Source organism: Methylocystis sp., from assembly GCF_021731785.1.
In the GTDB taxonomy this organism is placed as follows: Bacteria; Pseudomonadota; Alphaproteobacteria; order Rhizobiales; family Beijerinckiaceae; genus Methylocystis.
The window spans coordinates 1-26,218 of sequence record NZ_JAKFWS010000095.1; the positions used below are offsets into that span (position 1 = coordinate 1).

Sequence of the window (26,218 nt, forward strand, 5' to 3'; positions counted from 1 at the left end):
GTCGGTTCGCAGAAGCTCTTGAAGCCCAGAAGGCGCAGGCGCTCGAATTTCATTGCCTAAAGACCGCCACAAACTGCAGGGGAAAGCAAGAAAACCGACGCGATATGTTGTGGGAAGGCGCTTCGTTCACAGGCCGCGCGATCGCCCCGTCAAACGGCGGGCGCCTTCGAATCACGATTTTCATTGCATCGCAGAATTGCGGCGGAAAAAATAGATGCGAGACATGAGTCGGCCGTCGGGTGAAGGACAGACGTCCTCTCCCTCATGCTGAGGAGCGCCCGCAAGTCGCGGTTTACCCGACTTGCGGATTTGCGGATTTAATGTCGATCTCGGGCAAGCCCGAGATCGAAGGCGCGTCTCGAAGGACGAGGGAGAGCCCTAAGTGGCGCGGTCAAGGTTCCCTCGTCCTTCGAGACGCCTGCTCCGCAGGCTCCTCAGGATGAGGAAACCTTCAGTCGAGCACTGCGAATTTTTGAGCGAAATCGCGAGGCTTCAAGGCGAAGAATGGGTTCAGCCAGTCCGCGGGACGAAGATTTCTGGGTGTTCGGCTACGGGTCGCTGATGTGGCGGCCGGGCTTCGACTTCATCGACAGCGCGCTCGCCTGGGTGCACGGCTACCACCGCGCGCTGTGCATTTTCTCGCATGTGCATCGCGGCACGCCGGAGCGGCCGGGCCTCGTGCTCGGGCTCGATCGCGGCGGCTCCTGCCAAGGCGTCGCCTTCAAGATCGCCGCCCGCGACCGCGATGAAACGATTCGCTATCTGCGCGAACGCGAACTCGTCACTTCGGTCTATCTTGAGAAAACGCTCGGCGTGCGGTTCGCCGACGGCGGCTGCGCCAAGGCTCTCGCCTATGTCGTCGACCGCACGCATGTCCAATATGCGGGGCGGCTGCCCGATGATGAAATGATTCGCCTCATCGCCGAGGGCGTCGGGCTCAATGGCGACAACCCCGCCTATGTCCGCAACACCTACGAGCATCTGCTGCGGCTCGACATCCACGACGCCGAACTCGCCGAAATCGTCCGCCGGCTCGATCATGATTCGTGCAGAGCCGGGTCCGCGACCGGCGGCGCCGGCGACGAGCCGACGCCGCTTTGACGCGACGCCTTAACGAAATACGCCCGCGCTATACGCGCGCGACGCAACGCTTCGCCACTAACAGGTCCGCCGGATCAGTTGAGCAGCGACGCCGAAAGATCGCGCAGCGCCGCGGCGTCGGCGCAAAAATGCACATGCCATTCGGCAACGCCGAGCTCCCGCGCGATTCTGCGCAGCGCAAAGCGATCGCCCGGCGCGCGCTCCTGCGCCAGAAACACGCAAACGGGACGCGTCGTGACGCCCTCCCGCGCGACGCCGATGACGGCGCCATTGGTCACGTCGGCGATGAACGACTCTTCGCCCGACTGAAACACCGAGCACACATAGCGGCGGCCCGAAGCGCCGCGCCAGGAAAAGAACCGGCTGCGAAGCGAATCCGTTTCGGCGAGCGATTGGAGCGCCTCGCCGCGCGGCGCGACTTCGCTGAAAGTCCGGGGAGAAACGCTGAAAGAGGGGTAACGAGGCTGATACATGACACGGTCCGCCACATCCGAAGACAAACACGGAACATGAGTAGAACACAACGCGCACATAGTCAACAATGCGCGCGCCCGTCCATATCTTTTGGGTTCCTGGCAAAAGACGGGACAGGCGCGCGACGCGCCGCTACTCTCCAACGGCGCGAGACGGTTTCCCGTCTCGCGCCGTTTATGCATGACGCCGATCTTTAAGGATGTGCGCCAACGCGCATGACGAACGCTTTACTCTCTAAAGAGGTGGGCGCCGTCCGAAGGTTTCGCAAGCTGCGCCGCATCGCCGCAGCGCGCCTTATCCGTTCGCGCCGCCGCCGGCTGTGCGCAGCCAGGCCGCGCCGCAGGCTTTCGCGAGTTCGCGCACGCGTAAGATGTAGCTCTGGCGCTCGGTCACCGAGATCACGCCGCGCGCGTCGAGAAGATTGAAGGCGTGGCTCGCCTTGATGCATTGGTCATAGGCCGGCAGCGCCATGAGATGCATCTCGTCGCCAGAGCCGGCGCCGAAATGCAGCAAGCGCTCGCATTCGCTTTCTGCGTCCTTGAAATCCTCGAAAAGCTTTCCCGTGTCGGCGGCCTCGAAATTATGGCGCGAATATTCCTGCTCGGCCTGCAGGAAGACATCGGCGTAAGTGACTCTGTCGTCGCCGTCGCGGCCGTTGAAATTCAATTCCATGATGCTGTCGACGCCCTGCAGATAGCAGGCGAGTCGCTCCAGCCCATAGGTGAGTTCGCCCGATACCGGCGCGCATTCGAAGCCCGCGACCTGCTGGAAGTAAGTGAACTGCGAGACTTCCATGCCGTCGCACCAGCATTCCCAGCCGAGCCCCCAGGCGCCGAGCGTCGGGCTTTCCCAATCGTCCTCGACGAAGCGGATGTCGTGCAGTTTCGGATCGATGCCGATCGCCGCGAGCGAAGAAAGATAGAGCTCCTGCAGATCCGGGGGCGACGGTTTGAGGATCACCTGGAATTGATAGTAATGCTGCAGGCGATTGGGGTTCTCGCCATAGCGCCCGTCCTTGGGGCGCCGGCAGGGCTGCGCATAGGCGGCGCGCCAGGGTTTTGGCCCGAGCGCGCGCAACGTCGTGGCGGGGTGAAAGGTGCCCGCGCCCATCTCCATGTCATAGGGCTGCAGAATGACACAGCCCTGCGCCGCCCAGAAGTTCTGCAGGGTGAGAATGAGGCCCTGGAAGGAGAGCGTGGGGGAGAGATAGGCAGAGTCGTTAAGCGGCGCGGCGCTCACCCCCTCTCCCCGTTCACGGGGAGAGGGTTGGGGTGAGGGGCCAGGGGTATTGGCCGAAGTATTCTTGACGTTTGCTTCCGTGCTTCGATGAACGCTCATGTCAAAACCCCAAGCCCCTCACCATTCCCTCTGCCCGCCAGCGGGGAGAGGGTTTGCCTAGCATCGTCTAATGCCTGTCAGTTCCTCGGGCAACGCTGTTGCAAGATCAAAGAGAGATGCGGCTTAATTGAGAGACTCGTCTACTCTTTGCTCGCGTCTTCCGCAGCCGTGTCGAGGGGTGGCGGGAGCACTGGCAATTTTCCAGCAAGATCCGCAGCGAAGAAATGACAAGCTGCAGCGATCTCATTGAATTCTTGTATTGAAAAAGTGATACGATCGCCAAGCGCAAAGCTGACCCTGCGAATCTCCCGACGCAAGAAAATTGGTATCTCAGTGCCGGCAGCGCCATTGTTTCTTTCGTGGGGCGACACAACATTGTGAGTGTCTATTACTTCTCCCGGAACGACTTCAATTTCGTGGTCGTCCCGTTTATAGAAAATTTTCAAGCGCGGAAAGCTCAGTATCAGAGAGTTGCATCCGCTCTCCAAGTCATCGTCGCTAACGATCCCGCGCCGATGCTCCAAACAGTTGCGCGCCTTCTGCATAGAAAGAAACTCTGCCTCGAAATGTAGAGGTTCGCGCAATCCTGTGTTCACTTCCGCCAGCAACTGTGGAAAGTTCCGCTTTGTTGCGCGTCTTCGAACGCTCGCGACACTCTCTTGAAAATGCCCCCACGTCGTTTTGGCGGACTTCATTTCAGCGAGCCTAACGTACAGATAAGCCTCCTCCAGCGACTCGCGAACGCCTTGCGCCAAGCCTTGGAAGCCTTTGCTCAACAACCAATTTTGGTAGAGTTGCTTCAGTTGATCCCGGGACATTTCATTGAAGGAAAACCGATATCCGATCGAGTGCGTTGCGGAAGTTGGCGCAGCTAAATCGGCATCATCCAAGTGCTGGAGAAAATGACTCACTACATGCATCGCCGTTGTTGCAGCTACCTGAGCAGGCGCCGCAACACCATTCGGATGTAATTGAACCATCACGCGCTGCATTTTTTCTCAATTCTTTCAGGGCAAAAGCTCACCCAAACTCGCTAAAACTCCTGCGCCGTCGGCCGAATAACAATCTGGTTCACATCCACATTCGCCGGCTGTTCGATCGCATAGGCGATCGCGCGCGCGATCGACTCCGCCGGGATCGCCTGCTCATAAAATGCGTTGACGAATTTTCGGCTCGCCGGGTCCGACGTGCCCGACTTCAATTCCGTGTCGATCGCGCCGGGCATGATGACGGTCGTGCGAATCTTGTCCCCGACCTCATGGCGCAGCCCTTCCGAAATCGCCGCGACCGCGAATTTCGTGCCGCTATAGACCGTGCCGCCCGGGCTGAACACCTTTAGGCCCGCGACCGAGGAAATATTGATGAAATGGCCGGACCCCTGTTTTTGAAACACCGGCAAAGCGGCGGCGACTCCATACAGCAGGCCCTTGATGTTGATGTCGATCATCCGGTTCCATTCCTCGGTCCTTAGCTCCGAGAGCGGCGCGATCGCCATCAGCCCGGCGTTGTTGACCAGCACGTCGAGCTTGCCGAACGCCTGAACCGCGCCGGCGACGAAAGCGTCGACATCGGCCTGCTTCATCACATCCATGGCGAAGGGTTTGGCCTTCCCGCCCGCCGCATTGATCTCGGCGGCGATGACCTCCAACCGCTCCAGGCGACGCGCGCCGAGAACGACCATGGCGCCACGAGCGGCGAGATGGCGCGCGGTGGTTTCGCCAATGCCGCTCGACGCGCCGGTGATGGCGACGACCTTGCCCTCGATTCCGCTCTTCATCCTGCGCGTCTCCTTTCCTCATAGAACAGCGTGAATCGGCGACGGGTTCCCCCGAGGCTCACCGGATCAACCCCGCCCCGCCGCGCCTTATTTGGCGGCGAAGCCGCGGCAGCCCCGACCACGCCTCACCGCCAAGCTTCGTGAAACCCGGCATTTTCAAAGATTTAACTATTCTCCCTTACCGTCGACGCCGACAAGAATTCGCCCCAAAGCAGCCAAAGCAAGGCCGTTTAGTTCTGGTGAGAATATGTGAGGGCGTTCCGCGCAGTTCTGGCTTTCCCCGAACGTTGACGCAAATTCGCGCAAATGTCGGCGAAGTTCAGGGCCCTGCGATGGAAGATCAGTTCGGAGATAGGGGCGAATGATGCAAGGAATCGGTGCGCCAATCGATTTCAATTCTTTCGATCGCGGGATTTATTCTCGTAAAAGCTCGTCTCACCTCGTCATCGCCGGCGTCGCTTTCGCCGTGAGCCTGTCGGCGGGGTGGTGGGCGACGTCGCAGCGCGCGACCAACGGCGGAATCGCCGCCGCGCCCGCCGCGCAGAATTCCCAAATTTCCCGCAATTCCTTCGGCGCGCAAAATCCTTACGGCGCCATCGTCGGCCTCGGCGGCCGGCCGCAGACCCTGGCGCTCGCTGAAACGACGATGCGCGGGGGGCTCGACGCCAGCGTCCAGCCGGCCGCGCACACGCCGTCCGCCGCCATTCCCGAGCGCCAGGACGGCGACGACGCCCAACTCGCGTCGGCTGACGGCCTGGACGGCGCGCCGTTGCCGCCGCGCCGCCCGGCGGAACTCACCGTCGCCAGCCGCGGCCTCTATGAGGGCTCGCTGCGCCGCATGGTCCGCACCACCGTCGTGCCGGGCTCGACTTCCGACGACCGCTCGATCTTCGAGAAATTCTTCGGCCTCGGCGACGCCGCGCAGGACCCGCGCCAGCAGCAGCCGCGCGGACAGGCGCTCGCCTATGCGGCGCCGGACGGCGGCTCCCTTTCCGACCTGAAATCCGGCATCCTCGGCGGCGCAGCCGGCGCGGCCGTCGGACCAGCGTCGCGCTACGACCGCTACACCGCCGTCTACGACATTTCCGCGCATACGGTTTACCTGCCCAATGGCGCGAAGCTCGAGGCGCATTCCGGCCTGCGCGAACATCTCGACGATCCGCGCTTCGTCCATTTGCGCATGCGCGGCGCGACGCCGCCCCATATCTACGATCTGACGCCGCGCGAGGCGCTGTTCCACGGCGTCCAGGCGCTGCGCCTCACCCCGGTCGGCGGCGAAGGCGCGATTTTCGGCCGCGCCGGGCTGCTCGCCCACACCTATATGCTCGGCCCGAACGGCGATTCGAACGGCTGCGTGTCCTTCCGCGACTATCAGGCCTTCCTGCGCGCCTACAGGAACGGCGAAATCCGCCGGCTGGCGGTGGTCGCGCATCTCTAAGCGCTTATTCTTACGCGCGAAAATGAAGAAGCGGCCGGATCGGCCGCTTTTTTCATAGGTTCGCGCGCCAATTTGCGCAGTTTGTAATGATCACAAGATTCTTGTCGGAGTCGCGAAGTTCAATTAGCTTGCGACTTCGAAGCGCATGAGGGGTTTTGCATGACCGTTTCGATCTATCTGATCAATCCTGCCGGCGATTTTCCAACCTACTTCGGCGGCGAGGCGCTGGCCGCCTCGGGCGTGCCGGGCGGCGTGATGATGGCCGACCTCGCCACCGCGACGGTCGCCGCGCTCGCTCCCAGGGACTTCGAATTCGAGCTCTGCGAGGAGCAGATCGAACCGGTGAATTTCGACCATCCCGCCGATTGGATCGCGATCACCGGCAAGGTCAGCCAGCGCGGCCGCATGATCGCCATCGCCGACGAGTTCCGCCGTCGCGGCAAACGCGTCATCATCGGCGGTCCCTATGCGAGCCTGTCGCCGGCGCGGCTGCGCGATCATTGCGACGTGCTGGTGAGCGGCGAGACCGAGGAAATCGCGGCCGAACTCTTCTCCGATCTTCGCGCCGGCAAACCGAAGGACAGCTATGTCGGCGACAAGCCGTCGCTCGCCTCCTCGCCGCTGCCGCGCTGGGACCTTTACCGCAACGACCGCGCGATTCTCGGCGCGGTGCAGACGTCGCGCGGCTGTCCGTTCGAATGCGAATTCTGCGACGTCATCCAATATCTGGGTCGCAAGCAGCGTCACAAGCCGATCGCCAATGTCATCGCCGAGCTCGACGCGCTCTGGACGGCGGGCTATCGCACGGCCTTCCTCGCCGATGACAATTTCACCGCCTATCGCGCACACTGCAAGGAGCTGCTCGCGGCGATCGCGCATTGGCGCCGCGATCGTCCGATGGAGTTCGTCACGCAGATCTCCATCGACGCGACTCGCGACGAGGAGCTGCTCGACATGTGCGTGGCGGCCGGTCTGACGCAGGTGTTCGTCGGCATCGAGACGCCCAATGTCGAAAGCCTGCGCGAGACCGGCAAGCGGCAGAATCTCAAGATCAGCCTCGTCGACGAAATCCAGAAGCTCGTCGATCACGGCATGTCGGTGATGGGCGGCATGATCGTCGGCTTCGACCATGACGGGCCGAGCGTCTTCGCTCAGCAGTATGATTTCGCCATGGCGACGCCGATCCCGATCTTCAGCCTCGGCGCGCTGATGGCGTCGGAAGCGACGCCGCTCTTCGACCGCATCACCCGTGAAGGCCGGCTGATCACCGGCGGCGTCGAGACCCAGGCGGTGCCGTGGAGTTCCAACATCCAGTGCCAGACGATGAGCATGGAGGAGCTGCATGACGGCATGCAGAATCTCTGCAACGCGCTCTATGCGCCCGCCGCATTCGGCGAGCGCATGCTGAACATGATCAAAACCTTCGGCCGCAATCGCAAGGCGCCGGCGCCGCAACCCTTCGACCCGAAATCGCTGCGCGAAGTGGAGCAGCAGGCGATGCAGGTCGGCATGGACGTGCGCAAGATGGGCGAAGCGGAAGGCCGGATGTGGAACAAAGTCTGGGGCGCCGCCGTGCGCAAGCCGGAGACCATCACCATCGTCGCGCGCATCATGTTCCAATACGCCCAGGCGCGGCACATGTTCGACAAGGGCAATTATTGGGAGCCGCAGCTCTCAAGCCCGCCGATCGCGCCGCAACGCGCAGCATAATCCTCGTTTCGCCTGAGTCCCCGCATGTCATTCCCGACGCGCGTCCGGCGCGCGATCGGGAATCCAGAGCAAACTAGCGCTGCTGTATCGGCTCTGGATTCCCGATCAGGCCTTCGGCCTGTCGGGAATGACAGGCCCAGCGAACTGATCAACCGGATCCATTATTAGACAACGATCGCCTTCAGGATTGACAGCGGCGCTTTCGAACCCTTGACGCCGGTGAGAAGAATGCGCGTCGCCGGCGCCTCGGCGCGGGTGTGAACCGGCGCGATCGTTACGGCGCCTAACCTTCCCTCCACCGCGGCGAGACATTCGGCAAGCGCGTCGGCGCGGTGAATCATCGCGAAGGTCCCGCCGGGCGCGAGCAGCGCGAGACATGCGCGGACCCAGTCGGCAAGCGGCGCGCTGGCGACATGGGCGCGCGCCTTCGCCGCGTCGGGCGTCACGCGCACTTTGCCGGCGTCGTGAAACGGCGGATTGGTGAGAACCAGCGCCGCCTTTTCGTCGGTCAGTCCAGCGGCGCGGCGCGACTTCGCGGCGAGAACGTCGGCTTCGTAAACTCTCGCCCGTGTGTCGAGCGCATTTTCAGCGACGTTTACACGCGCGAGCGCGCAAGACTCGGGATCGATGTCCACAAGGCCGACCGTCGCGCCCGGCGCGCGCAACGCCGCCATCAGACCGACTGCGCCGGCGCCGGCGCCGATATCGAGAATGAGCCCCCGCTGATGTTCGGGCGTCGCGGCGGCGAGCAGCTCGGCCTCCGTGCCGGACCGGTGGCCGGCGGCGCTTTGACGCAGGCGCAGGCGTCCATCGAGAAAGCCGTCGATGCTTTGCTTGTCGCTCATGAGATTGAAAGCACTAGCACGACTCCGCCGGCCAGGCCGCAGGCGGCCGGCGGGAGGAAGTAAATCGGCAAAACTCCCTGGGGCCCAGCCGGCTCGGCCCGCACTCACGGCGAGGGAGCGGCGAATTTTCCCATATTCGCGCGACCCGAACTCCACCGGCTCCGCCGACTTGCCGCCTCCATCCCAAAGCCGTAAGTTCGCGCGACAAAGCGCAAGGCTTAAGGGGGGTCCGTGGGTATCGTCATTCCGCTCGATGAGAAAAAGGACGCCGGCCTCGACAGTCTCCTCGAACTCATCAAGCCCGACCTGGAGCGCACCAATCAGCTGATCATCCAGCGCATGGGCTCCGACGTCACGACGATCCCCGAAGTCGCCAACCATCTCATTTCCGCCGGCGGCAAGCGTCTGCGGCCGATGCTCGTCCTCGCGACCGCCGGCATGTGCGGCTACAGGGGCGACGGCCATCTGAAATTCGCCGCCGGCATCGAATTCATGCATACGGCGACTCTGCTCCATGACGACGTCGTCGACGAAAGCGACATGCGCCGCGGCAAGATCGCCGCGCGCATGCTATGGGGCAATCAGACCTGCGTGCTCGTTGGCGATTTTCTGCTCGGCCACGCCTTCAAGATGATGGTGGAGCCCGGCGTCATCGCGCCGCTCACCGTCGTTTCGCAAGCCGCGGCGGTGATCGCCGAAGGCGAGATCATGCAGCTCAACGCCGCAAAAGACACCACCACGACCGAGGACGCCTATATGGGCGTCATCCGTCGCAAGACGGCGGAGCTCTTCGCCGCGGCGGCCGAAGTCGGCGTGATGCTTGGCGGCAAGCCGAAGGCCGACGAAGCCGCTGCCCGCAGCTACGGCATGAATCTCGGCATCGCCTTCCAGCTCATCGACGACGCGCTCGATTACGGCGGCTCGTCGGCCAAGCTCGGCAAGAATGTCGGCGACGACTTCCGCGAGGGCAAAATCACGCTGCCCGTGGTGCTCGCCTTTCGGCGCGGCAATGAGAAAGAGCGCGAGTTCTGGCGGCGCACCTTGGAGAAGGGCGAGATCAAGGACGGCGACGTCGAGTCCGCCTGCGGGCTGATGAAAAAGCACAAGGCGCTTGACGACACGATCGAGCGCGCGACGCATTACGGGGCCATTGCGCGCGATGCGATGGAGATTTTCCCGGCATCGCCATGGAAGAGCGCGCTGCTCGAAGTCGTCGACTTCTGTATCGATCGCGTCTATTGACGCGCCGCCGGCCGCGGGAAGCGACCGGCGGAATTTCGTCATCCCTTCAGACAGTCCGACTTGAACTGTTTGCGCTCCTTGCCGTGAAGGCCCTTGGCGTCGGCTTGCGCGCGGCAGTCTCTTTCTCGCTCCGCATGCGTCTTCGCCGCCGGAGCGGCTGACGCGGGCTGCGCCGCAGCGGCGGGCGCTTCGGCGCTCGGCGCAGGCGCCGCGGCGGGCGCCGCCTTCGGCGCGATTTCGGCGGGGGGCGCCCAGGTCGTCGGCGCCCCGCCGGCGGGCGCGGGCGTCTTGGGTTCCGCGAGCGCGGCGCCAAAGGACAGGCCGGCGCAAAGAACGCCGGCGGCAATGCATTTTATGCTCGTGAACATTTAGGTTTCTTCTATGTTTGGAGGCGCGCCGCAACGCCGCGTGTTGATCTTTCGCGGCGCGACTCATCACGCGCGAGCGCGCATCCGCGATCGGCCGCACCTCAAGCTTAGGGGATTTATGACCGTTTGTCTTTGACGCAGCGCAGCAGCGCCGAGAATATGGCTAACGCCGCCACCAGACATAGACCGCGACGCCGGCGACGAAGCCAGAATAGACGATCTTCCACATAAGCCGGCGCGGCGCCGACGCGCGGCGCAGAGGCGCGTCGTTGCGGCGTGAGATCCTTTGCTCGCCGCCGGAAACGGGACTGAGCGCCGAATGAGAGTAACGCATGAATCGCTCCTCAGCCGAAAGTGAACAGGTGGTTTGCGGCAAGGCTAAGGCGCGAAGGATTTACAAATCGCTTCGATTTCTCTCCAGCCGAGAGTTCTCTGTGCTGCGCTGCAAGCGATGATAAAACCCTGCGATGCGCGTCGACGGAGGATGACATGGATCGCGAGAGCATGAGCGGCGATAAGGCGTCGGATTGGCGATTCGATCTGAAAGGCGCGGCGCCGCCTGTCGCCGCGCGGCGCGACGCGCGCCGGATCATCCATGGCCGCGCGCTCGACGATCCTTACGACTGGCTCGCCGCGAAGAACTGGCGCGAGGTGCTGCGCGATCCAGACGCGCTTCCCGTCGACATCGCCGAGCTGATCAAAGCGGAAAACGCCTATTGCGCGCGCGTCATGGCGCCGCTCAATGATTTACGGACGACGCTCGTCGCCGAGATGCGCGCGCGCATCAAGGAAGACGACGCCGACGTTCCCGATCCGGACGGGCCTTACGCCTATTACGAACGCTTCCATGAAGGCGCGGAACATCCGCTCTACTGCCGCACGCCGCGACATGGCGGCGCTGAAACCATCCTTATTAACGGCGAGGCGCTCGCCGAAGGGCATGACTTCTTCGATATCGGCGACGCCGCGCATGCGCCCGATCATGCGCAACTCGCCTGGAGCGTCGATGACGCCGGCTCAGAGCTTTACGATATCCGCACGCGGGCGCTGAGCGACGGCCTCGATCGCGCCGACGTGGTGAGCGACAGCGACGGCTCGATCGTCTGGCGCGCCGATTCGAAAGCCTATTACTATGTGCTGATCGACGAGAACCATCGCACGGCGCAGGTCTTTCGGCACGAAGTGGGCGCCGATCCCGCGACCGATGCGCTGATCATCGAGGAAACGGACGGCGCGTGGTTCGTCAGCCTGCATGAAAGTCGTTGCAGGCGTTTCGCCATCGTGTCGATCCACGGCCACGATGCGTCGGAATGCTGGCTCATCGATCTTCGCGAAGGCGATCCCACGCCGCGCATCGTCGCGCCGCGCGAACCGCGCCTGCGCTATGATGTGGAGCCGCATGGCGACCTCATCTACATTCGCAACAACGCCGACGGCGCCGACGATTTTCGCATCTCCGTCGCCCCACTTGCAGAGCCGGGCCGCGAAAACTGGAAAGACGTCGTTTGCCATCGCGACGGCGTGATGATCGACGGCTTCACCGTTTATGCGCGTCATCTCGTATGGATGCTTCGGGAAAACTCCCTGCCGAAACTCGTCATTCGCGCGCTTTCGAGCGGCGAGGAACACGCAATTCATTTCGAGGAGGAAGCCTATTCGCTTTCGCTCGACCCCGGACTTGAATTCGACACCGACGTTCTGCGCTTCGTCTATTCGTCGATGACGACGCCCGACGAGACCTATGACTACGACATGGTTTCGCGCACCCGCGTCTTGCGCAAGCGCCAGGAAATTCCTTCCGGACATGATCCGAAGAATTATGTGACAAGGCGGCTCTTCGCGCAGGCGCGCGACGGCGAGAGCGTGCCGATTACGCTTCTGCATCGCGCCGACTTCGCGCCAGGCGGAGAGGGCGCGCCGCTGCTGCTTTACGGCTATGGCGCCTATGGCTACGCGCTTTCGGCAAGCTTCAACGAAGACATCCTGTCGCTCGTCGATCGCGGCTTCGTCTATGCCCGCGCCCACATTCGCGGCGGAACCGACAAAGGCTGGCGCTGGTACGAAGACGGCAAGCTAGAGAACAAGCAAAACAGCTTCGCGGACTTCATCGACTGCGCGCGGAGCCTCATCTTGGCCGGTTATACGCATGAAGGCGGAATCGTCGCGCAGGGCGGGTCGGCGGGCGGGCTGCTGATGGGCGCCGTCGCCAATGAAGCGCCGGAACTGTTCGCGGGCGTCATCGCCAGCGTTCCCTTCGTCGATACGCTCAACACGATGCTGCGCGACGATCTTCCGCTGACGCCGCCCGAATGGCTGGAATGGGGCAACCCTATCGCCAGCGTCGACGCCTATGACCGCATCGCGTCCTATTCTCCATACGACAATGTGCGCGCGCAATATTATCCGCCGATTCTCGCCATCGCCGGCGTCACCGATCCTCGGGTCACTTATTGGGAGCCGCTCAAATGGGTCGCGAAGCTTCGCGCAACCATGAGCGACGGCGGACCTGTGCTGCTCTTCACCCATATGGGCGCCGGTCACGCCGGCGCCTCTGGCCGTTTCGAGGCTCTTGAAGACACCGCGCTCGAATACGCCTTCGCGCTCGCCTGCGTCGCGGGCCTCCTCAAAAAGGCGAAGGATTTGCCGCCAGTTTGCTGAGGCTCTCTCGCCGTCGTCGCATTCATTAAAGCGCGCCGGCGCCGGCCGAGCCTGTTGCGCCGGCGCCAAGCTTGATCCGCTTGAGCGCTAGCGCTTCTTGCCTCTGATCTCCTCCGGCGGCGCCCATTCCTGCCCGCTCTGCGTTCCCTTCTTGCCTTCGACGCCGGGCGCGCCGGCGGAAGTTCCACTCGGACCGGAAACGCGATTCATATCTGTATCCGGCATATTGGGGTTATCTTTTTGCACGGCGCCTGACGGCTCGACCGGGGCGCCAGCCGCTGGACCTGAAGTTACGCCCGGCTCCTGCTGTTGCGGCTGCTGTTCCTCTGCCAGCGAGGCGGGCGCGAAAATGGCGAGCGCAAGGCTTGCGATGACGGCGATTGGTTTCTGCATTTTGAACTCCTGCGGCTTCCGTGTGCGCAAAGCATCGGCCCCTGCAGGTAAATGGCGGAGCGAATAGAACCAGCAATGGGAGGTGTGGCGCGCGCGTCCGCTTTGTTTTATTCAGCTTACGCTCACGCCAGGAGGTGGATGATGGCCGTCGACAGCACGCACGCCGAAACAATTGCGCTCCACGCCGGATGGCGTGCGGATGAGACCAACGGCGCCGTCGCCGTACCAATCTATCAGACGACCTCTTATCAGTTTCGCGACACCGAGCACGCCGCCAGTCTTTTCGCACTCAAGGAACTTGGCCACATCTATACGCGCATCGGCAATCCGACGACGGGCGTATTGGAGGCGCGACTCGCCGCGCTGGAAGGCGGCGTCGCAAGCCTGGCGCTCGCTTCGGGACAGGCGGCGTCGGCGTTATCGATTCAGAACCTCGCGCGCGTCGGCGACAATATCGTCTCGTCGACCGATCTTTATGGCGGCACGTGGAATCTCTTCGCCAATACGCTGAAGGACCAGGGGCTCGACGTGCGCTTTGTCGATCCGGCCGACCCCGAGAATTTCCGCCGCGCCACCGACGCGCGCACGCGCGCCTATTACGCGGAGACTCTGCCCAATCCCAAACTCACCGTGTTTCCGATCGCCGAAGTCGCGGCGATCGGCCGAGAACTCGGCGTGCCGCTGATCATGGACAACACCGCGGCGCCGATTCTCTGCCGGCCGATCGATCACGGCGCGGCGATCGTGGTATATTCGACGACGAAATATCTTGGCGGCCACGGCAATTCGATCGGCGGCGCGATCATCGATTCCGGCAATTTCGACTGGGAGAAATTTCCGCAGCGTCAGCCGGCCTTGAATACGCCCGATCCGAGCTATCACGGCGCGATCTGGGTCGAGGCGGTCAAGCCCATCGGACCGGTCGCCTATATCATCAAGGCGCGCGCCACGCTGTTGCGCGATCTCGGTCCGGCGCAATCGCCGTTCAACGCCTTTCTGACGCTGCAGGGCGTCGAGACGGTGACGCTGCGCATGGAGCGTCACGTGCAGAACACCCAGAAGGTCGTCGACTTCCTGGTTAAGCGCAGAGAAGTGACGCGCGTCATTCATCCCTCGCAACAGACCGGCGAGATGCGCCGGCGCGCCGACGTCTATCTGAAAGGCGGCTATGGCGCGCTCGTCGGCTTCGAACTGAAGGGCGGCCTCGAGGCTGGCCGCCGCTTCATCGATGCGTTGGAAATGTTCTACCACGTCGCCAATATCGGCGACGCCCGGAGCCTCGCCATTCATCCCGCGACGACGACCCATTCGCAACTAGCCGAGGAATCGCAGCTCGCGAGCGGCGTCACGCCCGGCTATGTGCGGCTTTCCATTGGCATCGAACATATCGACGATATCATCGCCGATCTGGAGAAGGGGCTGACAGCAGCTGCGACGTAATGCGCATCCCTTCTCGCGTGAAACGGGAGAAGGGATGCGCCCAACTCACGGCTTCGTCGCGAGCCTGTCCACCATCGCTCGGATCGCGGCGATCTGCGGCCCTTTCTTCGTATGGTAGTCGACGCTGTCATAGCCCCACCAGTCCCAGCAGGCGTTGGGGTTCCACACGAAATTCAACGTGTAGAACGGGAAGCCCAAACCCAGGCGGCTGATGGTTTGCGGATAGACGACGATGATATGGTTCGTATCCGCCCAGCGATTGTAGCCCCCATGCTTATAGAAAGCGTCGCCGATCTCGGCGGCCTGTTGCTTGCAGCCATGCAGGGCGACATGCACGCGGCATGTCTCCATGGCGCAAACATGCGGAATATAGGCGTAGCCGACATCGCTTAGACTGTGTTTATAGGCATTGCCGTCGGGCAGAAATTCCTTCTGGTCGAATTCGACATATTTTCCGGCAGGCTGCGCGCTCGCCGGATTGAGCGGGCCGTAAATCTGTTCGAACAGCGCTTTCGCGGAGTCGAAGTCGCAGTCCACGATGTAGGGAGACTTGGTCGCGGCGCAGTCCTTGTCGCCATAGTCCTCCGTCACCAGGGCGTGTCCGGCGCCGATGTCGTTGCGATAGACGATGCCGTCCGGCGGCACATAAAAAGCGTAATAGTCGCGCGCTGCATCCATCACGACAGGGAAAACCGTCTCATCCTTGCGGCCGGAAAAGAGCCACACGCGCGCGTCATTCAAATTGGCCACGTCGTCAATATCCCCGGCGCGCGCGAGGGAATCTGAGATGTCCTTCAAGTGCGCCGGATCGGGGGCCGGATGCGCGGCGTCGGGCTTCATGCAATTGGTTGTCGCGCGGCCCAAACTCCGCTCCGCGCAGTCATAGGGAACGCCAGCGATGATTCCGGCGCCTTTGACGACGCCGGAATGCGCGACATGGAACTGCAAGGCCATCGCGGCGCCCGATGAAAGTCCCGACACTGAAGTTTCGGACAGATTCGCCCCATAAGGCGCCAGACGCTCGGCGCCAGACGCGGCGTCCATCCGGACCAAGGCCAAAATGGCGGCGACGAAGATATTTGCGCGTAAGAGCCTGGACATAAACATCCTCCTTCAAAAATTGCATGACGACGCCGGCGCCGCAAACGTGGCGGATCAGATAATCGGCCGGCCCTTCACGATCAGCGGATTGCCCGCAACGACGAGCGCGACTCTGCCCGCAATACGCGATACGGCCTGATGCAATTCCCCTGCCGCATCGCGAAACGAACGCGCCAGCGCATTGTCCGGCACAATAGACAACCCGACTTCAGACGAGACTGTGACAGTCGGCGCCGCGCGGGTTGACAGGGCATGAACGAGCGCCGCGCGATCAGACGAAAGATCGGCGCTGCCGAGCAGCCTGTTGCTCAGCCACAGCGTGAGACAGTCGACGAGCAGCGGACGATCGGCCGGCGCTGCGTCGATCGCTTCGACGAGCGATTGCGCCGCTTCAATGGTGCGCCAACTCTCGCCGCGACGCAGACGATGCGCCTCGACGCGCGCGCGCATCTCATCGTCAAGCATCTCGGCCGTCGCAATGTAGATCCAAGGACTTGGATGCGCGGTGACAAGGCGCTCCGCATAAGCGCTTTTGCCCGAGCGCGCGCCACCGAGCACGAGAGTGAGATGCGGATTTTCGCTCATGAGCGCCGTCGCTCCGTCATTGCGAGGAGCGTCGGCGACGATGCAATCCAGACATCGTCGCATAACTCTGGATTGCTTCGCTTCGCTCGCAATGACGCTTTTTCAGATGCGATTGTCACTTCGTCTCCCGAAACGGCGTCCGGGCGAGCAGCGCGCCCTCCCGGTCGAATATGATGATGTCTAACGCGGTCTCCGCGGTCTCCAGCGCGCGAGCGGCGGTTTTCCATGCGGCGCGCGCGATCGGCGCCGCCAGATCAACGCCCGCGCTCTGCGCGATTTCCAAGGCTTCGAGAGCGCTGTTGGCGTTGACGATGAGTTCTGCAATCTCCTCCCCCGCGCCGACCTCTCGCGCGGTTTGGGCGAGCCGCGCAAAATCGACGCTTGAGCGCCCCGAGTGAAGGTCGAGCCGTCCTTGCGCGAGCTTGGTCATCTTGGCGAAGCCGCCGCCAATCGTGACGCGCGCGACCGGATGGGTGCGAAGATATTTCAAAAACCCGCCGACGAAATCGCCCATTTCGATGAGCGCCGTCTCAGACAATTCATAGAGTCGCTTGATAGCGGCCTCGGAGGTTGAGCCTGTCGCGCCGGCGATATGGGTCAGGCCGCTCGCCCGCGCCACGTCGACGCCGCGATGAATGCTGTCGATCCAGGCGGCGCACGAAAAAGGCGTGACGATCCCAGTGGTGCCGAGAATCGAAAGGCCGCCAACGATCCCAAGTCGGCCGTTGAGCGTGTGCTTGGCGAGCGCCTCGCCGCCAGGAATTGAAATTTCGATGTCTGCGTCCGGGGCGACGCCGGTCTTCGCGCTCGCCTCCAAGATCATTTCGGCCATCATCCTGCGCGGAACCGGATTGATCGCCGGCTCGCCGGGCGGCAGCGGCAGGCCGGGTCGGGTTACCGTGCCCACGCCCTGGCCCGCAAAGAAACGCACGCCAGCGCCGGCAGCGCCGCGCCGCACCTGCGCACAAATAAGCGCGCCGTGGGTGACGTCGGGATCGTCGCCGGCGTCCTTGACCACGCCAGCCCTGGCGAAATCTTCGCCGCGCTCGAATGTGGCTAGGGCAAAGGCGACGCGCTTTCCCGACGGCAGCGCGATCTCGACCGGATCGGGCGGCGGCGCGCCCGTCGCCAGCGCCTCGAAAGCGGCGCGGGCCGCCGCGGTGGCGCAGGCGCCCGTCGTCCAGCCGCGGCGCAAAGGACGCCCACTTCCCCCATCGCTCATGCGCCCTCTTTACCCCGAAGCAAGGACGCGCGACACCGGCGCGCCGATCCGCTACAAGATGCGGCGATTTTAAAAATCAAGGAGCACGCTTACATGGTGCGCAGCGTTTCATCCTTTCTCGGCCTTGTGGCGCTGGCCGCCGCCGACTCCGGCGGCGCCCAAGGCTTCGAACTCACCAGCCCCGACATCGCCGAAGGCAAGACCATCGACATGAAACATGTCTATGATTCCTTCGGCTGCACTGGCGAGAACATCTCGCCGGAGCTCAACTGGAGCAATCCGCCGTCAGGCGCCAAGAGCTTTGCCATCACCGTGCATGACCCCGACGCGCCAACCGGCGGCGCCGGCTTCTGGCACTGGCTCGTCGTCGACATTCCCGCCGATGTTCGCGGGTTGAAGCGAGGCGCGGGCGACGCGTCGGGCAAAAATCTGCCCCCCGGCGCGCATCATCTTGAGACGGACTTTGGCGACAAGGCCTATGGCGGCCCCTGCCCGCCGCCGGGCAAGCCGCACCGCTATGTTTTCACCGTCTACGCGTTGAAGACCGACACGCTTGGCGACGCCGCCCATGGCCGCACCGCCATCGCCGGCTTCACCATCAACCAGAATGCGCTCGCCAAGGCGTCGATCACCGCTCTATTCGGGCGGTGAATTTCATATTGGCGCTTTTGGCGCTCACCATTGAGGCGGGCGTCGGCTATCCGGATGCGCTCTTCCGCCGCATTGGCCATCCGGCAACCTGGATGGGCGCGCTCATCTCGGCGCTCGACCGAGAGCTGAACCATGAGACCGATCCGTTTCCGCTGCGGCGGCTGAAAGGCGGTGTTGCGCTTGCGACGCTCCTTCTTGTCTCTGTGGGCGTCGGCGCGCTCGTCGAGCGCGTCGCGCTGGCGCTTCCGCTCGGATGGTTGGCGCTTGCCGTCGTCGCGTCTAGCCTTTTGGCGCAACGCAGCCTTCACGCTCATGTCGCTGCGGTCGCCGAGGGTCTCACGGTTTCGGTCGAAGACGGCAGGGCGGCGGCGGCGAAAATCGTCGGCCGAGATGTATCCGGGCTCGACTCGTCAGGCGTGGCGCGCGCCGCCATCGAGAGCCTCGCCGAGAATTTTTCTGACGGCGTCGTGGCGCCGGCGCTCTGGCTCGCCGTCTTCGGGCTCCCGGGCGCGCTCGCCTATAAGGCGGTCAATACCGCCGACAGCATGATCGGCCACAGGTCGGCCCGCTATCTCGCCTTTGGCTGGGCCGCCGCGCGCTGCGACGATCTGATGAATTTCCTCCCCGCGCGCGCCGCCGCAATCCTTCTGACGATCGGCGCCTCCCCGCTCGCGGGCGCTTCTCCTGCCAAGGCGCTAGCCGCCGCATGGCGCGACGCGCCGAATCACGGCTCTCCCAACGCCGGCTGGCCCGAGGCCGCCGCCGCCGGCGCTCTCGGCCTCGAACTCGGCGGTCCACGCTCCTACGGCGGAATCGAAGCGGCCGATGCCGCAACTCTTGGCGACGGCAGGCGCGAAGCGAACACTGACGATATCGGGCGCGCATTGGCGCTCTATCGTCTTTCAACGGCAACGCTCTGGTTTTTCCTTGCGGTCGGGGCCCTGACTGCGAGAGTATGACCGAATTGCGAATTTTAGGTCGGTCACGCAATCTCTGCTCGTCAGATTTCTAACTTTGCCCATCTTGAATGTGTTATAAATGCATTTGTGCAGTGCAACATGAACCACGGTGCGGCGGCCGTGATGGGGGTGGCGGGAGAAGCGTAACGATGGATCGAATGTCGTACCAGCTATACGAGATGTTGCATCTGGCTTTCGCGCCGGCGCGTGCGGCGACAGAAGCCATGTTGCACGCCATCAAGAATCCCCTCAATCCGCTGCACCATACGTCGCTTGGCCGCAACATCGCGGCCTCGGCCGAGTTATTCGAGCGCATGACCCGCCGCTATGGGAAGCCGCTGTTCGGATTGGATACGACGGTCGTCGACGGAACCGAGGTCGAGATCCTCGAGGAAGTCGTCTGGAGCCGACCCTTTTGCGGACTGCTGCATTTCGATCGGCAGTTTCCCGGCCCCGCGCCCCGGCAGTCGAAACTACTGATCATCGCGCCGATGTCCGGCCACTACGCCACGCTGCTGCGCGGCACGGTCGAAGCGTTCCTGCCCACCCACGACGTCTACATCACGGATTGGAACGACGCGCGCACGGTGCCGCTCGCCGACGGCGCCTTCGATCTTGATGAATACATAGACTATCTGTGCGAGATCATGCGCTTCCTTGGGCGCAGCGAAACCCAAACGCCGTTGCATACGCTTGGCGTCTGCCAGGCCTCGGTGCCGCTCATCTGCGCCATCGCCGCGATGGAAGCGGAAAATGATCCTGACGTTCCGGAATCCATGGTGCTCATCGGCGGCCCCATCGACACGCGCGTCAACCCGACCGCCGTCAACAAGCTCGCGCACCAGCGCGGCATCGACTGGTTCCGCAGCCACTGCATTCACACGGTGCCTTTCCCGCACGCCGGGATGGGACGTCAAGTCTATCCGGGCTTCCTGCAGCTATCTGGCTTCATGTCTATGAATTTCGAGCGGCACATCTCGGCCCATCTCGAAATGTTCAATCATCTCGTCGAAGGCGACGGCGATTCCGCCGAAAAGCACCGGGATTTTTATGACGAATATCTCGCGGTGATGGATTTGACCGCGGAATTCTATCTGCAGACCGTCGAGCGCATCTTCATCCGTCACGAGGTGCCGCTCGGCCTGTTCCGCCACCGCGGCAATCTGCTCGATCTCACGGCGATCCGGCGCACGGCGCTCTTCGCGGTCGAGGGCGAAAAGGACGACATTTCCGGCGTCGGCCAGACCGAAGCCGCGCTCGAGCTGTGCGCCAACATCCCTGCTGCGCGCAAGAGCCATTATGTGCAGAAAGGCGTGGGCCATTACGGCGTCTTCAACGGCTCGCGATTCCGCGCCGAAGTCGCGCCGCGCATTTGCGCGTTCGCAATTGAGATGGAGCGCCTCGACGACGTCTCGCCGCACGCTCGCCTTGCGTGGAGCGCGGAATAAAGGCAAACTCCGCGCGGTCGCCGCGATAGAGAGCGGGCGCTTTCGCGCGCCTGTCGCATCAATCATCCAGGGAACTTTCGATGGACGTGCAGGACGCAGCTTCGCGTGAGGCGCTGCAAAAGGAAATTGACGCCATTCATTGGTATCATGAATTCGATTTCGGCGGCGGACTGCGCGCCGTCAGCGTCTCGCAAGCCGAAGATCACCGCCGCATCTGGCGCTTCATCGAGAGCGAACTCGACAAGATCGATTTCTCCGGCAAGAGCGTGCTCGAAATCGGCTGCTGGGACGGCTTCTGGAGCTTTTACGCCGAGCGGCGGGGCGCCAAGCGCGTTCTCGCCACCGACGACGTGAGCCAAAACTGGGCGAGCGGCGCCGGCCTGCGCCTCGCCAAGAAGCTGCTCAATTCCAGCGTCGAGATCAATCAGAGCGTGTCGATCTACGAGGCCTCGAAGCTCAACGAGACCTTCGACATCATTCTCTGTCTTGGCGTCTACTACCATCTTGTCGACCCCTTCGCAGGATTTGCCGAAGTGCGGCATCTCATGCACGAAGGGTCACTCGCAATTTTCGAAGGCGACGCGACCCTCGAATTGCGGCCCGACACCTATTATTGGGACATGTCGGACTCGGCGAAGTCCTGCTTCGTGCCGACGCAGTGGGGCCTCAGCCACATGCTGAAGACAACCTATATGGATGTCGTCGCGCAGAGCTGGATGCGTCCGCCGCCGGCGTTCAAGGTCAATGTCGATCCGGCGCATCTTATCGGCTTCACCGGGGCGCTGGAACCTTCCGGGTTCGCGCCCCTGAAACATCGCGAGCGCATTCTCACGGTGGTGAAGCCCTTCAGCGGCGAAAATCCGCTGCATCCCTATAAGCCGCCGTTCAACCTCGCGAAATTCGACACGCGCTGGAAGTAGGCGCTTACAGCGTCGGCGTCCGCCCGGCGACGAAATTCTCGCGCGCGAGCCTCATCAGCAATCCGCTTGTCGTCTCGTCGGCGAGCCAGGCGTCGACGCGCGGATTGCTGAGCTTTGACGGATCGTGTCCGCTGTAGGTCTTGAAGCAGGACGCAAGGTACTGCGGCAGGGTCAGGAAATCGCCCACCGTGGTTGAAATATGGTGGTTCTGCAGCTTGAACATGTAGCCGCCCTGCGCGCCAAATCGCTTCGCGATCGGCGGATAGATCGGAAAAATCTCGCTGCGCGCAAGATCGTGAATGTCATAGTAGTTGAAATTCACCGTGCGCGGCTTGAGTCCGACCTTCTCGAAAAGCTTTCTGGAAAGATCGAACAGCACGAAACTCATCGGATGCACGGTGCTGTACATAAATACGCCGCGGCGCGACCAGTTCATCAGCTCGGCCGAAAGATCGATGCCATATCTGTCGCGCGTAGCGTCGAGCAGTTCGCGCGACGCGTCGTTCCACACGTCGAAATAGCCGAGCACGTCAAAGACGTTTTCGTTGAAGAGGGCGTTCGCCATCTCCAGCGACAGGCCTTTGCGGTAGGCGAAAAGCCCGATGGCCGAATGATAGGGACCGATCGGACCGCAGACGAAACCATGCATGCGCGCCAGATCATGGATATAGACGAGATCGGGGTGAAAGGCCGCGAAGGTGATCGCGGGAAATATGATCGTCTTCGGCAGACGTTTGCATAATTCCGCCGAATCGCCGCCGCGCACATGACCGTCAAGGAAATCGTGCGAGAACACATAGTCATAGGTCTCGAGCGTCTTGACGAAAATGCCCATCGTTGAACGAGCGCGGGCGATCATTGAATAATGGTCGACCGTGGCGCTCGGATCGAGCACTTTCATCGCATAGGCGACGCCAAAACTCTGGCAATTGCCGACAACGGCGATCCGCGGACCGGTGTTGCGCATGACGCGGCCGGTGATCTTCGCGAGTCGCGGCTCGATGGCGTATTGCCGCCATGATTTCCAAATCTGTCTGTCAACCTGCGTTAACATGCGGTCTTTCACGGGATTGGCGACGGCGCGGGCGTAGTCTGCGGCGGCGCCGGGTGACAAGCGGGCGGGCGCCGTTTATGTTGCGACGCCAGAGGGCGGCTCGCGAACGACGCGGGAATAAGCTCGATCCGCGACCAAATCGGCCGGATCAGAAAGGAGTGCGACCATGGCGGAGAACCCCTATAGCTCCCTACCCGACCATCGCTTTTGGCGCAAGGCGGTGACGTCGCTGCCGCCCTTCGCGCTCGATCCGATCGTTCGCACGCCGTTCAAGATTTCCCCGCGGGACAAGGTCGCAACAGGCGGCAGCTGCTTCGCGCAGGAGATCGCCATGCGCCTGCAGGCGAGCGGATTCCATTATTACCTCGCCGAGCAGCCGCCTGCCAGCATGTCCGCGGATGAGGCGCTGCGCCGCAATTACTCGATGTATTCCTGTCGCTACGGCAATCTCTACACGACCGCTCAGCTGCTGCAATTGATCGAACGCGCCTATGGACGATTCACGCCGCAGCTCGATTACTGGAACCGTCCGGAGGACGGCCGCTTCGTCGATCCGTTCCGGCCGCGCATCGAGCCGGACGGCTACGCCACGCTTGACGAAATGCGCGCCGATCGCGAGCGGCATCTCGCCGCAGTCCGTCATATGCTCGAGACGATGGACGTCTTCGTTTTCACCTTCGGCCACACCGAGACCTGGCGCCACAAGCCGGATGGCGCGATCCTGCAGCTCGCGCCGGGCGTCGCCGGCGGCGCCTGGGATCCGAGCGTCTACGAGTTCTACAATATGACTGTCAGCGAGGTGGTGCGCGACTTCATGGCCGCGGTCGACCGCATTCGCGAGGTCAATCCCAAGGTTCGCATCGTGCTGAGCGTATCGCCCGTCGGCATCATCGCGACTTACGAAGACCGGCACGTGATCGAATCGAACTGCGCGGTCAAGGCGATTTTGCGCGCCGCCGCCGACGAGGTGGTCCGCGCAAGGCCCAACGTCGCCTATTTCCCATCTTATGATCTCGCCACAGTTTCCCCCAACGTCCCGATGTTCTATCGAGAGGACACGCGCCGCATCAATCCCTATGGGGTCGATCGCGCGATGGAGGTCTTCTTCGACCACTTCACCGATCGCCGACAAGAGCAACAAGCAGTCAAGGCGGTGAAGATCGATATTGCGGCGGAGGCCGAAGACAATTCGCGCGTCGTCTGTGACGAAGAAGCGATCGAATCAGCTTAAAGGAGATGGCGGCGGATCGGCGGCCGGCGGTCGATTCGCCGTAAACGCCGACCCATTCGCCGACCGTCAAAGGACTGCATAGATGATGATTGGTTCGCTCGCGCTCGCGGCGGCTGGCGCTTTCACCGGCGCGTCGCTTTACGTCAATTACGTCGAGCAGCCTGCGCGGCTTGCGCTGAGCGACGACGCGCTGATCAAGGAATGGGAGCCCTCCGACCACCGCGGCTTCTTCGTGCTCGCGACTTTCGCGGCACTTGCCGCGCTGTTCGGCTTCATCGCCTTTCGCGAGCTCGACGACGTCCGATGGCTTTTCGGCGCGCTCGTCGCCATTGCGAGCTGGCCCTACACTTATCTCGCCATCGTGCCGCTCAACAATCGGATTTTGGCGCTGATCGGCGCCGATGCGGCGCATGAGGCGCGCAAGGTCATCGGCCTTTGGGGTCGACTCGAACTCGGTCAGACGGCGCTCGGGCTCGTTGCGACGCTCATCTACGTATGGGCGGCAGGCTGATTTTCTGAACCCGGCGTTTATCCAAAGTTCATCTCAGACGCGTTCATCTGAGAAACGGGTCTCGTAAGCGGCGCCATTCTTGAATTGCGGAAGACATGACATACGATCTTATCGTGATCGGATCCGGTCCGGGAGGTTACGTTTGCGCGATTCGCGCGGCGCAACTGGGCCTGAAGACGGCCGTCGTCGAGAAGGACCCGACGTTCGGCGGCACATGCCTCAATGTCGGCTGCATCCCGTCGAAGGCGTTGCTCCACGCTTCGCACATGTTCGAGGAAGCCGCGCATGGATTGGCGCCGCTTGGCGTCATCGTCGATCCGCCGCGCCTCGACCTTGCGGCGATGATGAAGCACAAGGACGACACCGTCGGCGCGAACGTTAGCGGCGTCGCCTTCCTGTTCAGGAAGCACAAGATCGAGTCGTTCCGCGGCGTCGGACGGCTGAAAGGCGCCGAGCGCGTCGAGGTCGTCGGGGCGGACGGCGCTGTCCAAACGCTTGAGACAAAAAACATCGTCCTCGCCACCGGCTCGGCCGTCGCGCCGCTGCGCGACGCCTCTGGGGCGGACATCGCGATCGACGAGAGGCTCATTCTCTCATCGACCGGCGCCTTGGCCCTTACCAAGCCGCCGAAGCGGATGGTCGTCGTAGGCGCGGGCGTCATCGGGCTCGAACTCGGTTCGGTCTGGCGGCGGCTCGGAGCGGAAGTAACGACGATCGAATATCTCGACCGCATTCTTCCCGGTTTCGATCTTGAGATCGCCGCGCGCTTCCAGAAAATCCTCGAAAAGCAGGGCTTCGACTTTCGCCTCTCCTCCAAGGTGACCGCCGTGCGGCGTGAGGGAACCGGCAAGACCGAGCGGGCCGTCGTCTCCTATTCTTCGGTCGATGGCGCGACGTCCGACACGATCGAGGCGGACGCGGTGCTGATCGCCACGGGCCGCATCCCCTTCACGCAGGGTCTCGGGCTCGAAGACGCCGGCGTCGCGCTTGAGCGCGGGCGTATCGTCATCGACGAAAGCTTCGCGACGAATATCCCCGGCGTCTACGCCATCGGCGACGTGGTGCGCGGGCCGATGCTCGCCCATAAGGCGGAAGACGAAGGCATCGCCGTCGCCGAAATCCTCGCCGGACAGGCCGGACATGTGAACTATGGCGTGATTCCGAGCGTCGTCTATACGATGCCGGAGGTCGCGGCGGTCGGTCTGACCGAGGAAGAAGCCGCGTCGAGAGGGATCCCGGTCGCTATCGGCAAATTCCCGTTTTCCGCCAACGGCCGGGCGCGAGCGATGCGCGCGACCGACGGTTTCGTGAAGATCATCGCCGACGCCACGACCGACCGGGTGCTCGGCGTCCACATTCTCGGCGCTGCGGCTGGCGAATTGATCGCCGAGGCCGCGGTGCTGATGGAGTTTTCCGGCTCGGCTGAAGATCTAGCGCGCACGTGCCACGCCCATCCGACTCTCTCTGAGGCGATGCGCGAGGCGGCCTTCGCCGTCGCCAAACGCGCCATTCACATTTGAGCGGGCGTTAAGATGAGGCTGGCGGTCCTCCGGCTCTAATACCAACCTGTGCTGATCAGAACCGATGCGCCCAGTCGCGCAAACCGATGGACATGATGCACCAGGGTTGTTCGATGAGTTTGTTCCAGGCGTCGCAGCAATGGTCGACGATGTCGTCGTATGATTTGAACACGCGATTGGAGAGCCAGTTGTCGCGCATGAACTGCCAGAGGTTCTCGACCGGGTTGAGTTC

25 protein-coding genes and 1 pseudogene are annotated in these 26,218 nt (G+C 62.8%); 13 read left to right on the plus strand and 13 right to left on the minus strand.

Annotation, left to right across the window (positions count from 1 at the left end):
• Positions 1-504 precede the first annotated feature (504 nt).
• Positions 505-1,101 (plus strand): gamma-glutamylcyclotransferase, encoded by a 597-nt coding sequence (locus QZ964_RS14840; RefSeq protein WP_292532419.1) that lies wholly within the window; start codon positions 505-507, stop codon positions 1,099-1,101.
• 74 nt (positions 1,102-1,175) lie between these two features.
• Here the strand turns inward: QZ964_RS14840 and QZ964_RS14845 are convergent, their stop codons facing one another.
• From QZ964_RS14845 to QZ964_RS14860, 4 genes are all read right to left on the minus strand, one after another.
• On the minus strand, positions 1,176-1,574 hold the full coding sequence (locus QZ964_RS14845) for a hypothetical protein (RefSeq protein ID WP_292532420.1): 399 nt from the start codon (positions 1,572-1,574) through the stop codon (positions 1,176-1,178).
• A gap of 295 nt (positions 1,575-1,869) precedes the next feature.
• Positions 1,870-2,814, minus strand: coding sequence for a glycine--tRNA ligase subunit alpha (locus tag QZ964_RS14850; protein ID WP_292532421.1), 945 nt, complete (start codon positions 2,812-2,814; stop codon positions 1,870-1,872).
• Positions 2,815-3,053: 239 nt separating this feature from the next.
• Entirely contained in the window at positions 3,054-3,905 is an 852-nt protein-coding gene (locus tag QZ964_RS14855; protein ID WP_292532422.1) for a hypothetical protein, read from the minus strand.
• A gap of 41 nt (positions 3,906-3,946) precedes the next feature.
• Positions 3,947-4,690 carry an SDR family oxidoreductase gene (locus QZ964_RS14860; protein ID WP_292532423.1) on the minus strand — a complete coding sequence of 248 codons (744 nt, stop codon included), beginning with the start codon at positions 4,688-4,690 and terminating at the stop codon, positions 3,947-3,949.
• 361 nt (positions 4,691-5,051) lie between these two features.
• Here QZ964_RS14860 and QZ964_RS14865 point away from each other — a divergent pair, with 361 nt between their 5' ends.
• Positions 5,052-6,128, plus strand: a complete 1,077-nt coding sequence (locus QZ964_RS14865) for a DUF2778 domain-containing protein (protein WP_292532424.1) — start codon at positions 5,052-5,054, stop codon at positions 6,126-6,128.
• Positions 6,129-6,287: 159 nt separating this feature from the next.
• The gene (locus QZ964_RS14870; protein WP_292532425.1) at positions 6,288-7,838 is read left to right on the plus strand and encodes a radical SAM protein; all 1,551 of its coding nucleotides are present in this window, start codon (positions 6,288-6,290) and stop codon (positions 7,836-7,838) included.
• A 164-nt stretch (positions 7,839-8,002) separates the two neighbouring features.
• Here the strand turns inward: QZ964_RS14870 and QZ964_RS14875 are convergent, their stop codons facing one another.
• Positions 8,003-8,683, minus strand: coding sequence for a methyltransferase (locus QZ964_RS14875; protein WP_292532426.1), 681 nt, complete (start codon positions 8,681-8,683; stop codon positions 8,003-8,005).
• A gap of 231 nt (positions 8,684-8,914) precedes the next feature.
• On the opposite strand from QZ964_RS14875, the gene QZ964_RS14880 reads away from it, so the two are divergent.
• Positions 8,915-9,925, plus strand: a complete 1,011-nt coding sequence (locus tag QZ964_RS14880; RefSeq protein ID WP_292532427.1) for a polyprenyl synthetase family protein — start codon at positions 8,915-8,917, stop codon at positions 9,923-9,925.
• A 38-nt stretch (positions 9,926-9,963) separates the two neighbouring features.
• Here the strand turns inward: QZ964_RS14880 and QZ964_RS14885 are convergent, their stop codons facing one another.
• Positions 9,964-10,293 (minus strand): PsiF family protein, encoded by a 330-nt coding sequence (locus QZ964_RS14885; RefSeq protein ID WP_292532428.1) that lies wholly within the window; start codon positions 10,291-10,293, stop codon positions 9,964-9,966.
• 163 nt (positions 10,294-10,456) lie between these two features.
• The gene (locus QZ964_RS14890) at positions 10,457-10,627 is read right to left on the minus strand and encodes a hypothetical protein (protein ID WP_292532429.1); all 171 of its coding nucleotides are present in this window, start codon (positions 10,625-10,627) and stop codon (positions 10,457-10,459) included.
• Positions 10,628-10,782: 155 nt separating this feature from the next.
• Here QZ964_RS14890 and QZ964_RS14895 point away from each other — a divergent pair, with 155 nt between their 5' ends.
• Positions 10,783-12,951 carry a S9 family peptidase gene (locus QZ964_RS14895; protein WP_292532430.1) on the plus strand — a complete coding sequence of 723 codons (2,169 nt, stop codon included), beginning with the start codon at positions 10,783-10,785 and terminating at the stop codon, positions 12,949-12,951.
• 87 nt (positions 12,952-13,038) lie between these two features.
• Here the strand turns inward: QZ964_RS14895 and QZ964_RS14900 are convergent, their stop codons facing one another.
• Complete coding sequence (locus QZ964_RS14900) at positions 13,039-13,344, minus strand: hypothetical protein (protein ID WP_292532431.1); 306 nt, start codon at positions 13,342-13,344, stop codon at positions 13,039-13,041.
• 141 nt (positions 13,345-13,485) lie between these two features.
• Here QZ964_RS14900 and QZ964_RS14905 point away from each other — a divergent pair, with 141 nt between their 5' ends.
• Positions 13,486-14,784: an O-acetylhomoserine aminocarboxypropyltransferase/cysteine synthase family protein gene (locus QZ964_RS14905; protein ID WP_292532432.1), complete on the plus strand. Its 1,299-nt coding sequence runs from the start codon at positions 13,486-13,488 to the stop codon at positions 14,782-14,784.
• A 45-nt stretch (positions 14,785-14,829) separates the two neighbouring features.
• Here the strand turns inward: QZ964_RS14905 and QZ964_RS14910 are convergent, their stop codons facing one another.
• The 3 genes from QZ964_RS14910 to QZ964_RS14920 form a co-directional block, all read right to left on the minus strand.
• Entirely contained in the window at positions 14,830-15,885 is a 1,056-nt protein-coding gene (locus QZ964_RS14910) for a polyhydroxybutyrate depolymerase (RefSeq protein ID WP_292532433.1), read from the minus strand.
• A gap of 54 nt (positions 15,886-15,939) precedes the next feature.
• Positions 15,940-16,470 (minus strand): bifunctional adenosylcobinamide kinase/adenosylcobinamide-phosphate guanylyltransferase, encoded by a 531-nt coding sequence (gene cobU / locus QZ964_RS14915; RefSeq protein ID WP_292532434.1) that lies wholly within the window; start codon positions 16,468-16,470, stop codon positions 15,940-15,942.
• Between the two features lie 115 nt (positions 16,471-16,585).
• Positions 16,586-17,692, minus strand: a complete 1,107-nt coding sequence (locus QZ964_RS14920; RefSeq protein WP_292532435.1) for a cobalt-precorrin-5B (C(1))-methyltransferase — start codon at positions 17,690-17,692, stop codon at positions 16,586-16,588.
• Between the two features lie 93 nt (positions 17,693-17,785).
• On the opposite strand from QZ964_RS14920, the gene QZ964_RS14925 reads away from it, so the two are divergent.
• The 4 genes from QZ964_RS14925 (at position 17,786) to QZ964_RS14940 (ending at position 21,670) form a co-directional block, all read left to right on the plus strand.
• Positions 17,786-18,343, plus strand: coding sequence for a YbhB/YbcL family Raf kinase inhibitor-like protein (locus QZ964_RS14925; protein ID WP_292532436.1), 558 nt, complete (start codon positions 17,786-17,788; stop codon positions 18,341-18,343).
• 8 nt (positions 18,344-18,351) lie between these two features.
• Entirely contained in the window at positions 18,352-19,302 is a 951-nt protein-coding gene (cbiB, locus tag QZ964_RS14930; RefSeq protein WP_367119280.1) for an adenosylcobinamide-phosphate synthase CbiB, read from the plus strand.
• Positions 19,303-19,451: 149 nt separating this feature from the next.
• A complete protein-coding gene (locus QZ964_RS14935) occupies positions 19,452-20,750 on the plus strand; it encodes a polyhydroxyalkanoate depolymerase (protein WP_292532438.1) in 1,299 nt (432 codons plus the stop codon).
• Positions 20,751-20,830: 80 nt separating this feature from the next.
• Complete coding sequence (locus QZ964_RS14940) at positions 20,831-21,670, plus strand: bifunctional 2-polyprenyl-6-hydroxyphenol methylase/3-demethylubiquinol 3-O-methyltransferase UbiG (RefSeq protein WP_292532439.1); 840 nt, start codon at positions 20,831-20,833, stop codon at positions 21,668-21,670.
• 4 nt (positions 21,671-21,674) lie between these two features.
• Here QZ964_RS14940 and QZ964_RS14945 read toward each other — a convergent pair whose 3' ends face one another.
• Positions 21,675-22,784: a WcbI family polysaccharide biosynthesis putative acetyltransferase gene (locus tag QZ964_RS14945; RefSeq protein WP_292532440.1), complete on the minus strand. Its 1,110-nt coding sequence runs from the start codon at positions 22,782-22,784 to the stop codon at positions 21,675-21,677.
• Positions 22,785-22,890: 106 nt separating this feature from the next.
• Between QZ964_RS14945 and QZ964_RS14950 the strand changes: the two genes are divergently transcribed.
• The 3 genes from QZ964_RS14950 (at position 22,891) to lpdA (ending at position 25,986) form a co-directional block, all read left to right on the plus strand.
• Entirely contained in the window at positions 22,891-23,955 is a 1,065-nt protein-coding gene (locus QZ964_RS14950) for a GSCFA domain-containing protein (protein ID WP_292532441.1), read from the plus strand.
• 82 nt (positions 23,956-24,037) lie between these two features.
• A complete protein-coding gene (locus QZ964_RS14955) occupies positions 24,038-24,466 on the plus strand; it encodes a DUF1772 domain-containing protein (RefSeq protein WP_292532442.1) in 429 nt (142 codons plus the stop codon).
• Between the two features lie 95 nt (positions 24,467-24,561).
• The gene (gene lpdA, locus QZ964_RS14960) at positions 24,562-25,986 is read left to right on the plus strand and encodes a dihydrolipoyl dehydrogenase (RefSeq protein WP_292532443.1); all 1,425 of its coding nucleotides are present in this window, start codon (positions 24,562-24,564) and stop codon (positions 25,984-25,986) included.
• Between the two features lie 55 nt (positions 25,987-26,041).
• Here the strand turns inward: lpdA and QZ964_RS14965 are convergent.
• Positions 26,042-26,218 (minus strand): annotated as a pseudogene (locus tag QZ964_RS14965) (IS630 family transposase); the annotation flags it as partial.